At 35.8% G+C, this 14559-nt stretch carries 11 protein-coding genes and 1 tRNA gene; 8 read left to right on the top strand and 4 right to left on the bottom strand.

Annotated elements, in window-relative coordinates:
* Positions 1-19: 19 nt before the first annotated feature.
* Positions 20-1072 carry a DUF475 domain-containing protein gene (locus tag H710_RS05000; RefSeq protein ID WP_041849811.1) on the bottom strand — a complete coding sequence of 351 codons (1053 nt, stop codon included), beginning with the start codon at positions 1070-1072 and terminating at the stop codon, positions 20-22.
* A 318-nt stretch (positions 1073-1390) separates the two neighbouring features.
* Between H710_RS05000 and H710_RS05005 the strand changes: the two genes are divergently transcribed.
* Positions 1391-1930 (top strand): helix-turn-helix domain-containing protein, encoded by a 540-nt coding sequence (locus H710_RS05005; protein ID WP_041849733.1) that lies wholly within the window; start codon positions 1391-1393, stop codon positions 1928-1930.
* Positions 1931-2307: 377 nt separating this feature from the next.
* Complete coding sequence (locus H710_RS05010) at positions 2308-2487, top strand: YegP family protein (RefSeq protein WP_041849734.1); 180 nt, start codon at positions 2308-2310, stop codon at positions 2485-2487.
* A 237-nt stretch (positions 2488-2724) separates the two neighbouring features.
* Here the strand turns inward: H710_RS05010 and H710_RS05015 are convergent.
* Positions 2725-2801, bottom strand: a tRNA-Ile gene (locus H710_RS05015).
* Between the two features lie 170 nt (positions 2802-2971).
* Here H710_RS05015 and H710_RS05020 point away from each other — a divergent pair.
* Positions 2972-3712 (top strand): SIMPL domain-containing protein, encoded by a 741-nt coding sequence (locus H710_RS05020; protein ID WP_041849812.1) that lies wholly within the window; start codon positions 2972-2974, stop codon positions 3710-3712.
* A 230-nt stretch (positions 3713-3942) separates the two neighbouring features.
* On the opposite strand, the gene rpoD is transcribed toward H710_RS05020, so the two are convergent.
* Positions 3943-5943 carry an RNA polymerase sigma factor RpoD gene (gene rpoD / locus H710_RS05025; protein WP_041849735.1) on the bottom strand — a complete coding sequence of 667 codons (2001 nt, stop codon included), beginning with the start codon at positions 5941-5943 and terminating at the stop codon, positions 3943-3945.
* Between the two features lie 336 nt (positions 5944-6279).
* Positions 6280-8217 (bottom strand): DNA primase, encoded by a 1938-nt coding sequence (dnaG, locus tag H710_RS05030; protein WP_041849813.1) that lies wholly within the window; start codon positions 8215-8217, stop codon positions 6280-6282.
* 133 nt (positions 8218-8350) lie between these two features.
* On the opposite strand from dnaG, the gene H710_RS05035 reads away from it, so the two are divergent.
* From H710_RS05035 to carA, 5 genes are all read left to right on the top strand, one after another.
* Positions 8351-9580, top strand: a complete 1230-nt coding sequence (locus H710_RS05035; RefSeq protein WP_041849736.1) for a mechanosensitive ion channel family protein — start codon at positions 8351-8353, stop codon at positions 9578-9580.
* Between the two features lie 64 nt (positions 9581-9644).
* Positions 9645-11333 (top strand): Na/Pi cotransporter family protein, encoded by a 1689-nt coding sequence (locus H710_RS05040; protein ID WP_041849737.1) that lies wholly within the window; start codon positions 9645-9647, stop codon positions 11331-11333.
* A 146-nt stretch (positions 11334-11479) separates the two neighbouring features.
* Positions 11480-11731, top strand: coding sequence for a GlsB/YeaQ/YmgE family stress response membrane protein (locus tag H710_RS05045; RefSeq protein ID WP_041849738.1), 252 nt, complete (start codon positions 11480-11482; stop codon positions 11729-11731).
* A gap of 357 nt (positions 11732-12088) precedes the next feature.
* Complete coding sequence (ubiC, locus tag H710_RS05050; RefSeq protein WP_041849739.1) at positions 12089-12604, top strand: chorismate lyase; 516 nt, start codon at positions 12089-12091, stop codon at positions 12602-12604.
* A 680-nt stretch (positions 12605-13284) separates the two neighbouring features.
* A complete protein-coding gene (gene carA, locus H710_RS05055; protein WP_041849740.1) occupies positions 13285-14484 on the top strand; it encodes a glutamine-hydrolyzing carbamoyl-phosphate synthase small subunit in 1200 nt (399 codons plus the stop codon).
* The last annotated feature ends 75 nt before the right edge of the window (positions 14485-14559 follow it).

Here is a 14559-nt window from a genome sequence, read left to right on the forward strand (position 1 = left end):
AAAATAAATTCATGTCATATCACTTAGATACAACATGTTGACTTGAAAAATCACGTTTGAAACGAAGAGAGGAATAAAATGCCATTCCAATCACAAATATACCAATAAATCCTGTTAATACTTCAGGTACCGGCATAATAATTTGCATATACATAATAACTGCAAGAATTAAGATCGCATAAAAAGCGCCATGTTCCAGATAACGGTAACGCAATAATGTTCCTGTTTCAACAAGCATGACTGTCATAGAACGTACATAAAATGCGCCAATACTAAGACCTATAGCAATAATAAAAAGATTATGTGAAAAAGCAAAAGCGCCAACAACACCATCAAAAGAAAAACTAGCATCCAAAATTTCTAAATAAAGAAATGAGCCTAGCCCTCCCTTAGCGGTCGTTGTCAAGGCCATTTCTTTAGAATCTAAAAACGCACCAACTGCTCCAACTACTAAAAATGCCAAAAGCCCATAAAGCATAGCTAGTAAAACAGTCAGCTTATCTGCTGTGACAACTTGTCCTGAAAAAAATAATACCAAAATTAAAACAACTGCAATATCAATCCCTGCAAAGGAACCAAATTTCTGAGCTGGTTTTTCTATAAACGGCAGCCAATGTACTTTTTTTTCAGGATCGCAAAAGTATTTTAAACCAACCATCATGAGAAAGGTTCCTCCAAAAGCTGCAATTGCTGCATGAGAATCCGCTAAAATTGCAGCATATTGACCTGACTCCCATATTGCTAATTTGACTGCTGCAATTGGGCTAATCCAAGCAGCAAAAGCAACAACCAACAATGGGAAAATGATCCGCATACCAAACACTGCTATGATAATGCCCCACGTCAAAAAACGACGCGACCATAGCTGGTTCATTCTTCCAAGAATCCGTGCATTAACAATAGAATTATCAAAAGATAAAGAAATTTCTAAAATTCCCAAGGTACAACAAATGAAAAAATATTTCAGAATCCCAATAATACTGTTCGTTTCGAACCAACCAATAATCCCACCTAAACAAACACCAATAATTGTAAAGGAAAAAGCCCATTTAAAATAGCTGAATAGAACCATCATTATTTCTCAAAATTCATCTTCTAGAATCTATTTTTTAAATTAAAAACTACATCTATCAATAATAAAATAGTATGCACATAGAAAATTCACACGCCCCTCCCTTAATAGAAGAATCAAGAAAATAGAATTAGTAAGTCTATATTCCTTTCAATTCAAATATTATTCTTAAAATAAAAAATGAAAATTCGTTCTATATTTATTGAATTTAAAAAAGTAGAGGACTAAAAGCCATTGACATTGAATAATGAGATATTAATACAATGTGTAGTTTTATTGGTATAAAGCTCATACCATACTTACTGAGGGAGATAATTCGTGGCACGTCCTGAAACTGAAGCAAAAACCGTATTTGGAAAGCGTTTGCGTCATATTCGCCTCGCTTTAGGTGATCCATCACGTGAAACATTAGCTAAAAATTTTAACATGACAAAGAACTCCATTGCTTTTTATGAGCGAGGAGAAAGAGAACCTAATCTTAGTGTATTACAAGCATATCGGACATTATATGGAGTCAATATTAATTGGCTTTTAACAGGCCAAGGAAAAATGTTTGATACTGAATATACCAGAAGTGAATTTGACTGGAATTACTTTATTAAAAAAATTGAAGCGATTGAAGATATTCTTGCTAACAGCGATTACAGTGGTATACTCAATCAAAATAAACTTAAAAAATCTTATGAAAAATTGCAAAAATACCCACTCGCACAGAGTATATCGAATAATCTTAATCCCAAAGCAATTGCCTCCTTGGTCAATATGAAAGCAAATATGGCAAATTCTTATGCCCTTAGTTTATTTATAGAGCTCCTTATTCGAAGCATATCGCATAAAGACACTATAGCTAATCAATAAGATCTTATTACAAAAAAACATTAAAATTTAAACTCTATCAATATAAAAATGCTGTATTGATAGAGTTTGATATGCTTTATTATTTTGTCATGAAAGCTTGAGCATATCTGTGTACCATGATCAAGAGAAGCCTCCTCCTATTTAGAAAGAAGGCGGTATTGCTATAATTTTCCAACAATCTGCTTAATAGCATAAAATATTGTTTTCTTCGAAAAGTGTTTTCTTTTTGAAACACTGACATATATTATGAAACATGTTTTTGCAAACTAAGAAAAATTTAAGGGATATGTTGATCTTTCATTGAAAGCGTGTTTGGCACTCATGTTAGAAACTGAGTACTTATCTTAAAGCTAATTGTTATTTATGAGGTAGAAAACATGTATTTTGAGGTGTTTCGGGGTATCCACAATCAGTGGTATTGGCGTTTAATTTCAACAAATGAGCAGAAAATTGCTTTTTCTAGTATAGGTTACCCAACAAAAAAAGATATCCTGATAGGTATCGAACAAATCAAAAAAGTCACACGTAGTACATCTGTCGTAGAATTAAAATCTTAATGTTTTCGCTATCTAAATGAAAATTTTTATTTTAGAGAGTGAATTTCGCTCTTTTTCACCACTGCAGTAAGACTACTTTTCGTGCAGACAACAGAATTCTTTGTATTTTAATACACAATAAGCAACAACTCGTGCGGTAATATATATAACCTAGTATTAAGCTCTAAGTGGCTCTATTAAACTCTGGTGCATATGAAAATTTTTCCTTACAGACTGAAAAACTCTTTCCAAAGGAAATGGTGGGCCCGGAGGGACTCGAACCCCCAACCAAGCGGTTATGAGCCGCTGGCTCTAACCAATTGAGCTACAGGCCCCACAAGACTGCTTCTCTCTAAACTAAAATACCTTATAATACAAGAGATTGCCTCAACTATAATTCATATTTTTTCTTTCTTCTCGCTTTTTTTGCTTTCAGCACCCTACTCACTTTACAATCATTCCTGAAAATGAGAAAGTAATGAAGGCGCAAATGAAACGAATGAATATGACAAAAGCAATTTCCCAACTTCTTGATATCTATTGGACAAAAATCACTATATTGACAATTCTAGCACTGTTAACCAGCTCTCTATCTGTATACGCTGAAAAAAGTACAATAAAAAATTCCACTATTATTGTTACTGCAACCGGTACAAGCCAAGCAACTCCAGATATGGCAGTTATGAATTTAGCCGTTATTACACATGATAAAACGGCTCAAAAAGCATTAGAAGCCAATAATAAATCTATAAATAACATTATTGATTCTTTTAAAAAGGAGGGTATTCAAAAAAAGGATATACAAACATCAAATTTATCTATTTATCACATCAATCCTGATAAACATCAAGAACAAAGAAATGACGAAAGCCTCTATCAAGTTTCACATTCTTTGACAGTGCGCATCCGTGATCTTTTAAATGCTGGCATGATATTTGACCAGGCAATGGGGCTCGGTATGAATTCTGTCAGAGGCATTACTTTTACCAATATTGATACAAAACCATTTTATACAGCAGCGCGTAAACAAGCTATTGCTGAAGCTATTGAAAAAGCAAAAACTCTAGCACAAGCAGCTAATGTAAAATTGGGGAAAATTATTGAGATTAATGAAAGTAATGATTCTTCTCATCTCATGCCACACCTTATCAGCAGAGCGCAAACTGCAAGCTATGCGGATACACATTTTTCAAATGGTGAATTGAACTATAGTGTTAATGTCACTGTAACATTTGCTATCGACTAAGACACTTTCTGATTTTTTTGAAACATTCCCTGTCGCATTACAGGCTCTCTCAAAAAAATGCTCGTGATATGTTAGAAGGAGTGAAATATTGAAGCTAGTTTCAATAAACCAATAAATATAACTTTCCAGAGGCGAACATGAACTGTTTCAATCATTCAAAATTGAAAATACACAATTTTTTACAGCTGATTTAAGGATAACTGAGCATAAAAAAGCATGCTCTCATCACATTATGAATCAAGAAAACTACGCAATTTACGTGAACGACTAGGATGCTTCAATTTACGAAGTGCTTTTGCCTCAATCTGACGGATACGCTCACGTGTGACTGAAAATTGCTGACCAACTTCTTCTAACGTATGATCAGTATTCATCCCAATACCAAAACGCATTCTTAAAACACGCTCTTCACGTGGCGTTAATGAAGCAAGTACGCGAGTCGTTGTGTCTCGCAAATTAGCCTGAATAGCTGCATCAATTGGCAATAAAGCATTTCTATCCTCAATGAAATCCCCCAAATGAGAATCATCTTCATCACCAACAGGCGTTTCAAGTGAAATAGGCTCTTTCGCAATTTTAAGAACTTTTTGCACTTTTTCTAAAGGCATAGAAAGTTTACTGGATAATTCTTCCGGTGTAGGTTCACGCCCAATTTCATGTAAAATTTGGCGCGATGTACGAACAATTTTGTTAATAGTTTCAATCATATGAACAGGAATACGAATGGTACGTGCTTGGTCAGCAATTGAACGCGTAATCGCTTGACGAATCCACCATGTTGCATAAGTTGAAAACTTATATCCACGCCGATATTCAAATTTGTCAACGGCCTTCATCAAACCGATATTGCCTTCCTGAATAAGATCAAGAAATTGCAAACCACGGTTTGTGTATTTTTTTGCAATTGAAATAACAAGACGCAAATTCGCTTCTACCATTTCTTTTTTAGCAATCGTCGCTTCGCGCTCACCCTTCTGTACTTGGGTAACGATCCGACGAAATTCCTCTATCGAAATAGCAGTTTCTTGTGCAAGATTTTGTATTTCACTACGCAAATTACGAATGACTTCAACTTCACAAGTTGAAAATTCTTTCCAACCAGATCCTGGCAAAGTTGCAATATAATTAACCCAATCTGAATCCAATTCACGGCCTTGATATTCTTTTAGAAAATCTTCGTGCCTAATTCCATAACTGTTCGCAATCCGCTTTAATTTACCTTCATTATGAACCAACCTTTTATTAATATCATAAAGTTGCTCAACCAATGCTTCAATACGATTTTGATTCAAGGAAAGAGACTTTACTGCTTGAATCAAATCAGATTTCAATTGAATAGATTTTTTCTTCTGAGAAGAAGAGAGATCACTTGCTTTACAATCTGCTAAACTACTTTCAACATGCTGATTTTGCAATTTTCTCAATTTGATATAAGTTTCAGCAATAAAGTTTAAAGTTTCCATAATCTGAGGATATAATTCATTTTCCATTGCTGCAAATGACAAATTAACTTCATCATCTTCATCATCCTCAGAACCTATATCCTCTGCAATAGTGTCCACATCATCTTTATCAGACAGAGATGCTGCTTTTTTAATTTTTTCTACTTCACTCCGTTCAATAATAGGGGCTTGCTTGGCTTCTGGTCCAGCGTAAGTCATTTCAAGATCAATAATTTCACGAAGAAGGATACGCTGTTCTTTCAACTCTTCACGCCAAATAATAAGCGCCTGAAATGTTAAAGGACTTTCACAAAGCCCCAAAATCATTGTTTCACGTCCTGCTTCAATACGCTTAGCAATGGCAATTTCCCCTTCACGAGAAAGAAGCTCAACCGCTCCCATTTCACGCAAATACATACGCACCGGATCATCTGTTCTATCTGCTGCTTCACGTTTAGGTATTGTCGCAACTTCACGGCTAGTGGTCTCTACCAAATCACCACCTTCTACTATAATTTCCCCTTCATAATGCTCAGCTTCTATCTCATCTTCATCGTCTACAACGTTAACACCCATCTCAGAAAACATCATCAATATATCTTCAATTTGTTCGGATGTAACTTCATCAGAAGGAAGAACCGCATTTAATTCATCCATTGTTACGTAGCCATTTTTTTTTGCAAGCTTTATCATTTTTTTGATGGCGTCATCAGAAAAATCAAGAGGAGCATTGTCTAAGCCTCCTTGACCCATTACTTCTAGATTGTCTTTCTTTTTAACCTTTGCCATACCGTCACTCCAACTTGATCACTATACAGACTTCGTGCGATCAAATTCTTTTGCATTCTCACTTAGCACATCAATCATGTTTCATCTTCTTAAGGTAATCCTCACTGAAAATGAATACATCTTCATATACACTCTTACTTGTATAAAAACATGGAAAAACTCCAAAAGTCTCCTTCGGTACTCTCAGCCTTTCTGAGACAACCTTTACACTACATAGTTTAAGAGCCACTTTTTGATTATTCCTGAAACTTAGTCACCATTTTAAAAAATACTATTTCCACAATAGATTAATCCTATCATGAAGCTTTGGTGACTGATTCTCTTTTAAAAAGCGAATCATTTTATCTTATTTTCCTCACTCTCGTCTGTTCTTTCATTAAACCAACAGCCAAATCCTTCAATTAAAGCTTCTGTTGCGTGTGTCTGCTCTAATTCAACCTTTATTTCACGCAACAGATCAAAAATTGCGCTACTAGGATTATTCAAGAGTTGCTCCTCAATATCTTGTAATCTCTTATGTAGGTGGTGTTCCTGAAGATGCAAGTAGATAGCTTGCTTCAACACAGAACGAGCATCTTCTATAGGAGCTTTAGCAAAGAAAGTACGCATACCAACCTTTTGTACAAGATTCATCATATGCTCTAAAATAACCTTTTGTCCTTTTTTTTCTAAAGCTATGATCATCGTCTCTTCAGAAGGAAGACGCTGACTACCAAGAATTTCTAACATAGATTGATGAAAATTCATTAATTGAGTATTTTTCAATTCTAACTCAGCAAAAACTTCAAAATTTTCATGCCAAAGATCAGGATAGTATGCTAAGATTAGCAAGATAACTGCTTCCCGTAAAGGAATAGAGTGTGACGAAATGCGTACCATGTCGGAATTTTCTAAAGCAGAAAAAATTTTTCCTTGAAATATCCCATTTTTTTGATTTTCACTGTACCCTTCTGTGCTCTTCTTTTTTGAAAAAGATGAATGAAAAAAATCAAAAAGTCGCTTTTTTATATCTTGCAAATAATAACGACGTACACTTTCATCTTTAATCGTAAAGATATCCTGTTTCAGTTCTCGTTCTAACGCTGCTCGCTCTTCTGGTGTTTCAAAATGCTTTCCATAAGTGGCACGCAACCATAAAAGTTCAATTAGTGGAATTGATTTTTGCACATAAGAATCAAAAAATTTTGCACCACCAATACGAATAATCTCATCAGGATCTTGTCCTTGTGGCAACAAAATAAAGCGCACAGATAGCCCTGCTTTCAAAAGGGGCAAAACACGATCGGGAACACGAAAAGCAGCTTTTAAACCAGCATCATCCCCATCAAAGCATAAAATTGGATCAGGACCCATCTTCCACAAAAGCTCTATTTGAGCTTCTGTTAACGCTGTCCCCAGAGGTGCAACTACTTTCTCAAAACCAGCCTTAATTAAACTGATAACATCTATATAACCTTCAACAACAAGGATGGAAGAGGCTTTTTCTCCGCTCGTAAATGAGTTCTTTTTGCGAGAAGAAGCTGCATTATAAAGTATATTTCCTTTATGAAACAGCACCGTCTCAGGACTATTGAGATATTTTGCCCGGACATCTTGATCTAGCGTACGTCCTCCAAAAGCGACAACGCGTCCGCGTAAATCTTCAATAGGAAATATAATACGATTTCTAAATCGGTCGTAGGGAACCGCAATATCCTCACCTGATATAAGAAGACCACAATCCTCCATCTGCTTAACTGAAACGCCACGTGCACTCAAAACCTCTTTCAAGGCTGTGCGCTTTGCTGGTGCAAAACCAATCCGAAAACGTTTTGCAAGTTCTGGTGTTATACCACGTTCATCAAGATATTGGCGTGCTTGCGCTCCTCCCTTATCATACAAACTATTTTGAAAAAAATCTGTAGCTATTGCCATAACATCATACAGATCCTCTTTTTGCATTTCGCGTTTATAACTTTGTGGATCAAGAACAGGTAATTTCATACCAGCCAACTCAGCTAAACGTTCTACAGATTCTGAAAATTTCAATCCATCAAGTTCACAAAGAAAATTAAAAATGTCACCACTCACACCACAACCAAAACAATGGTAGTATCCTTTACGATCATCACAGTGAAAACTTGGAGTTTTTTCACCATGAAATGGGCAACAACACCAAAAATCTCCTCGTGAGGACTTGCTTTTTCGAGAATCAAATGTCACCCTTTGACCAATAACTGTTGAAATTGGTAATCTTGAGCGGATCTCATCAAGGAAATCAGAGGGAAAACGCATCATTTTTCACAAAGTTTAAAATTCTTTTTTGCATGTTTAACGACTTTGGAACATAATGCCAATACCTCTCTTAAGAATTTGCCAAATTTTCAATAATCCACCGCAAATAATTCAAAAATGGAGATAACGCAAAGTGACCAATTTTTTTGTTGAATATCCATTGCTAGAAAATATTTCTTGGTTAATTATTCTCACTTTTATTGCATTTCTAGTTAATCTCTTAGCACGAAAACTTCTCATTCATGGAGAAAAACGGCTCTCTTCTTTTCTTCCCCAAAATACAACCAATGATATTGAATGTGCTATTCGGCACATAGCAAGTATTGCTTCAGCTTTTATTATCTCAACTGGTGTTAATTTGATACCAGCATTGCCCAACGTGCTCAGTACTATTATCCGCAATGTTTCCAATGCTTTTATTATTTTTATTGTTGTCTTAACAATTTCTGCTCTTTTCAATGTCATCAACACTCTTTACGAACAACAACCAGCAGCACGATTAAAACCGATAAAAGGTTATATTCAGATTGCTAAAATTGCACTTTTCGCGGTTGCTACTGTTTTAATGCTAGCTACATTGATCGATCGATCGCCCCTTATCCTTTTTTCTGGTCTTGGTGCGATGGCAGCTGTCTTACTTTTGATCTTTCAAGATACACTGCTTTCTCTTGTTGCAGGCCTTCAAATTTCATTTACCGATATGGTACGTGTCGGCGATTGGATTGAAATTCCCAATCTCGGTGCAGACGGTGATGTTATTGAAATTGCCCTGCATACCGTCAAAGTTCAAAATTTTGATAAAACAATTACTACAGTTCCTATTCGTAAGCTGGTCACAGATCCTTTCAAAAATTGGCGTGGCATGCAAGAATCAGGTGGTAGACGCATTAAGCGATCTTTATTCATTGATCAATCAAGTATCCGCTTTCATACAGCAGAAGAACAAGCATATCTTGCGCAATTTAACTTATTAGAAAACTATTTTGCAAAAAAAATACCGGAAATCAAAAAATGGAATACTCAATTGAGTAAAAACCACAACATCCCAGCGAACACCCGACGTTTAACAAATATTGGAACTTTCCGCGCTTATATTTTATCTTATTTACGAGAGCACTCTCACATCAAAAAAAATATGACTCTCATGACACGGCAATTACCTCCAACACCGGATGGTTTACCCTTGGAAATTTACTGCTTTACCAACACAGTTATTTGGGCAGAATATGAACAAATTCAAGCGGATATTTTTGATCATCTTTATTCTATCCTCCCTGATTTTGGTCTAAAAATCTTTCAAAATCCAAGTGGTTACGACTTTATTCATGCATTTAAAAGCATGCATTTAAAACAAAGAAAATGATAAGCCCCTCCTGATATTCATCCTTTGAATAAACCTACATTCAAACAAAGAAAGAAAAAGTATCATGAATGGCTCGCTGGTACTCCTTCATCTTGCAGGCGCTGTTTCTTTACTGCTTTGGTCTACACGCATGGTAAGAACAGGAGTTGAGCGTGCCTATGGTGATAAACTCAAATCTAAATTACGTCATGTCATGTCTAATCCATTTTTCGCTGTAAGTTTTGGGATTTTCATGGCCGTGATCTTACAAAGCTCGACAGCGGTGACACTCCTTGTTGGCTCTTTTGTTGGCTCAGGCTTTGTTTCTAGTTTAGCAGGACTTATGGCAGTACGTGGAGGAGAATTAGGGTCAGCCCTTGTTGTTAAAATTCTCTCTTATGATCTTACCCTCGTTGTCCCTTTATGTCTTTTGATTGGCACTTCCATCTTTATGACAACTGAAAAACATCATTGGCGCCAAATGGGGCGTATCATTATTGGTATTGGACTTTTAATTCTATCTTTACAAATGACAAGCGCTACGACAGAATCTTTACGCGATAGTGCGATCCTGCCTAATATCATTAGCTATCTTTCAACAGACCCTATTTCGGCTTTTTTGTTAGCAGCAGCTTTAACGTATCTTTTACATTCATCCATTGCAGGAATTATTTTGCTCGTTAATTTTGCTAATTATGACCTGATTCAATCTCAATTATGTATCGTGATGGTTCTAGGTGTCAATCTGGGTTCTTCTCTTATTGCACCAATTCTAACACGTAATGCCGCTCCTGATACCCGTCTTATCCCGTTGGGTAATTTACTTATGCGCGGTGCTGGTTCAATCGTGATCCTGGTCTTATTCCTCTTTTTTCAATCACCAACCACATGGCTTGGCAACAATGCTGCTACTCAAGTCATCAATGCTCACATCATTTTTAATATTCTTATTCTTCTTGCTGGCATTCCACTATCAAAGTGGATTTTAAAACTAACCACAATCATCGTCCATATGAGTGCAAAAACACCGCAAACCGATAATACTCTTGATCTAGCTAATCAAACAGCTCTTGATGACAGTGTGCTGAATCGCCCAATGCTAGCACTCTCTAATGTTATGCGTGAAGTAATTCATATTTGTAATCTTGTTGATATAATGCTGGAAAAAATTATAAGACTTTACAAAAATCCTGATCCTGCAGTCATACATGAGCTCAACCAACTCAATACTATATTAGATAAAAAACATATCGCAATTAAACTGTACCTTGCACAGCTTGCCAGACAAAAGCTATCTGATCAAAAAGCTCTTCGCACACAAGAGCTTTTAAGTGCATGTATAAAATTAGATCAAACAGGAGATATTATTATCCATATGCTGACACTCGTTAAAAAGAAACAGCAAAAAGGCTTACAATTCACCACTGACAGTTGGAATGACTTGCTTCACTTCCACACCATTGTTTTAGCTAATGCACACATTGCATTTAATGTTCTTGTTTCACGCGATACCCATACCGCACATTTATTGGTACAAAAAAAAGACTGGCTGCGTAATTTAGAAAAAGAAACAAGCTTAAAATATTTTAAACGTTTACGTGAAGGTGACGCTCTAAACGTGGAAGCATCTAACCTTCATCTTAATACTATACATGATCTTGAACAAATTAATTCTCTTCTAACCTCCATGGTCTATCCTGTTTTAGAAGAACAGGGACTATTGCAAAGTTCCCGCTTAAGAACCTCTCCTGAACAACAAACAGCTACCTCTTAATTTTGAACAGAAAGATGAAACTAAAATTCATCGAGAAATATGGAATGAAATTCCCAATAGTGATAAACTTCTGAAAATAGACAAATCTTGACCTTAAAAAAGCCCACTCTAATTAAGGTTGCAAGTTTAAATTGAGGGAAAATATAATGGAAAATGTGCAAATTGGCTGGATTACAGCTATTATTATCGGTGGTCTAGCAGGTTGGGCTGCACAATATTTTATGAAAAGTCAAACAGGAGTATTATTAAATATTGTCTTAGGAATTATTGGTGCTACATTGACGAACTTCTTTTTTAGCTTTTTAGGCATTAATGTTGTTGGTTGGTTCAGCTATCTCATCTTTGGCTTTATTGGAGCGTGCATTCTTATATGGCTCGGTCGAAAAATCCGATCATAGTTTGCTCATAAATTCTGCAAAAAACACTTTCCAGTGCCTTTTTGCAACTGCTACGAAAATTTTATCTTAATTTTTGAAAGTATAGCCAAAATTTTTGCTCTGCAGCATTAATTAAATGTTTACTCTGCAAGCAGACAATCTTTTGTTGGCAAATTTCGTTCCTGTATTCAATCATCTTCGATGAAGAATTTTTTCATTTTGAGATAAACAATAAATCTACTCTTAAGCAATATTCCTTTTAAAACACTCTCGCATCTAACCCCTTTCCACATATCCATTTCTGCATTACAAAGCAATCTTTGGATGACTTTTTCATCTGAAAAGCAGCGTGCTAATATAATTTAGGTAAGTAAGACAATGTTTAAGACTGAAGACTCTATTTTTCCATCATTAAAATGGTTATCTGACAGTAACAGCTCTGTACCCCCTACTATTTATAACTGGCTGATGGAATTAGGTTCCATGACTCTTCGTTTTGAACGTTATTGCACTCGTGTTCACGTTGAACCACAACATGAATGCTTTATTGCTCGGAATGAATTAAAAGAAGAAGCTGAACACCTCCCTGAAAGCTCGCTTTATTGGCTACGCGAAGTTGTTCTTATGGGAGACAATCAGCCTTGGCTTTTGGGACGTACAGTCATCCCGCAGGAAACTTTAGCCCATCACAATAACGCATTGATGAATTTAGGAACTTTACCGCTAGGGCGCTATTTGTTTAGCAATGGTGAATTAACTCGCGATTATATTCACATTGGCCGGAAGAATTCTTTGTGGGCACGTCGTTCTCGTTTACGATTATCTGGAAAACCACTTCTACTGACCGAGTTATTTTTGGCAGATTCGCCACTATACACAAAAGATCATTCTTAATTATTGGTATTGCATTATAATTTAATTGTCTGATCGCAATAGAAAATACTATAAGTGTTTTTGCAAGTTTTGCAAAATTTATTTTGGCTTTTTCACATAGGCTATTAGCTAACTTTAGAAAATTGTTCACATAACATTCTTTTAACGACACGACTCCTCTCCTTATTCTTACCGTCGTATAATGTTTCACTTTTATATTTACACGAAAATTTTATAACATCTTGTTCAACAATTATCTCACCAAACCAATAAAGAAACAATTTATGAATAATAACTAATTTTACCTGTCGTTTAGCACTTTCAAGAAACTACACTTCTTCATGAATGAGCACAAATTTTTCATAAATTAGTTACTGTAGACTGTAATCATCATTATTTTTTGCTAATTTTCTGATTACAATGAAAAATATCACGATTCTTTATCTGAGCATTCATTAAACAAAGCACAACGAGATGCGCCTTACTTTGCTTTTTCTCTTGCAAAGTCATTGAACATGCTATGGTAATTAAACACGCAAAATAATAAACAACATAGTCTTATGAAAGACCAAAATTAAGTCTTTACCTATTCATGTAATATACTTATAATTCTAAATCTAAGGCAGAACATTCCAAGAACGATATGCGGCAATCTATTATAGCTGTAGTTTCTTTGCGATATTGAATTGTGAGCATATACTATGATGAAAACCACCCTATTTTCTGATCCTTGGAATGTCAAAAAACCTACAGCTCTCTTAGTATTAGCAGATGGAATAGTCATTGAAGGTGAAGGGATAGGTGCTACAGGTATTGTTGAGGCTGAAGTGTGTTTCAACACTGCGATTACAGGCTATGAAGAAATTCTTACTGATCCATCATATACCGGACAAATTATTAATTTTACTTTTCCCCATATTGGTAATGTAGGAACAAATAGTGAAGATATTGAAGATCTTACGCCTCTCCATCACTATGGTGCAGTCGGTGCCATTTTTAAAGCACATAGCCAACCTTCTAATTACCGTGCAAACGAAAATCTAAATCAGTGGCTCAAAAAACGTCAAATTATTGCACTCTGTGGAATTGATACACGAGCATTAACTGCCCTTATCCGAGAAAAAGGTGCACAAAACGCTGTCATTGCTCATGATCCCAATGGGAATTTTGATATCAATGCTCTGAAAAAACGTGCACAAGAATGGTCAGGTCTCCTCAATCTTGATCTTGCAAAAGAAGTGACATCGAAGCAGTCAATAGAGTGGAATGAAACGCCATGGATATGGAATAAAGGTTATACTATTAATAATGAATATAACTTTCATATCGTTGCGATTGATTATGGCATCAAGCGCAATATTCTTCGTCTTATGGCTGCACAAGGTGCACATATAACTGTTGTACCAGCACACACGAGTGCACAAGAAATTCTAGCAATGAAACCTGATGGAATTTTTCTTTCTAATGGCCCAGGAGATCCAAACGCTACAGCTGCATATGCTGTTCCAACGATTAAAACATTTATTGAGTGCAATATACCGCTTTTTGGCATATGCCTTGGCCACCAGCTCCTTGCTCTTGCTGTCGGAGCTACAACCATAAAAATGCATCAGGGACATCATGGTGCTAACCATCCGGTTAAAAATCTTATCACTAAAAAAGTTGAAATTACATCTATGAACCATGGTTTTACTATAGATTCTACATCTCTACCGCAGCATGTTGAAGAAACGCATATATCTCTCTTTGATGGTACAAATTGTGGTATTCAAATTATTGGAAAACCCGTTTTTTCTGTTCAATATCATCCGGAAGCTTCCCCTGGTCCACAAGATAGTCACTACCTATTTCAACATTTTCATGATCTGATTGTCAATTACAAAAAACAGTCCAACAAATAGCTTTATCTTTTAGGTCTTCATAGGCATTGCACCTTCTCCTGCTCTTGAAGAGCATTGCTTCAATAAGGCATGAAT

Source organism: Bartonella bacilliformis Ver097, from assembly GCF_000709795.1.
Lineage (GTDB): Bacteria > Pseudomonadota > Alphaproteobacteria > Rhizobiales > Rhizobiaceae > Bartonella > Bartonella bacilliformis_A.

Coding starts and splice junctions, on each gene's coding strand:
- ubiC (WP_041849739.1), top strand. CDS start 12,089: ATGTTTAAGACTGAAGACTCTATTTTTCCATCATTAAAATGGTTATCT.
- carA (WP_041849740.1), top strand. CDS start 13,285: ATGATGAAAACCACCCTATTTTCTGATCCTTGGAATGTCAAAAAACCT.
- rpoD (WP_041849735.1), bottom strand. CDS start 5,943: ATGGCAAAGGTTAAAAAGAAAGACAATCTAGAAGTAATGGGTCAAGGA.
- H710_RS05010 (WP_041849734.1), top strand. CDS start 2,308: ATGTATTTTGAGGTGTTTCGGGGTATCCACAATCAGTGGTATTGGCGT.
- H710_RS05000 (WP_041849811.1), bottom strand. CDS start 1,072: ATGGTTCTATTCAGCTATTTTAAATGGGCTTTTTCCTTTACAATTATT.
- H710_RS05040 (WP_041849737.1), top strand. CDS start 9,645: ATGAATGGCTCGCTGGTACTCCTTCATCTTGCAGGCGCTGTTTCTTTA.
- H710_RS05045 (WP_041849738.1), top strand. CDS start 11,480: ATGGAAAATGTGCAAATTGGCTGGATTACAGCTATTATTATCGGTGGT.
- dnaG (WP_041849813.1), bottom strand. CDS start 8,217: ATGCGTTTTCCCTCTGATTTCCTTGATGAGATCCGCTCAAGATTACCA.
- H710_RS05020 (WP_041849812.1), top strand. CDS start 2,972: ATGACAAAAGCAATTTCCCAACTTCTTGATATCTATTGGACAAAAATC.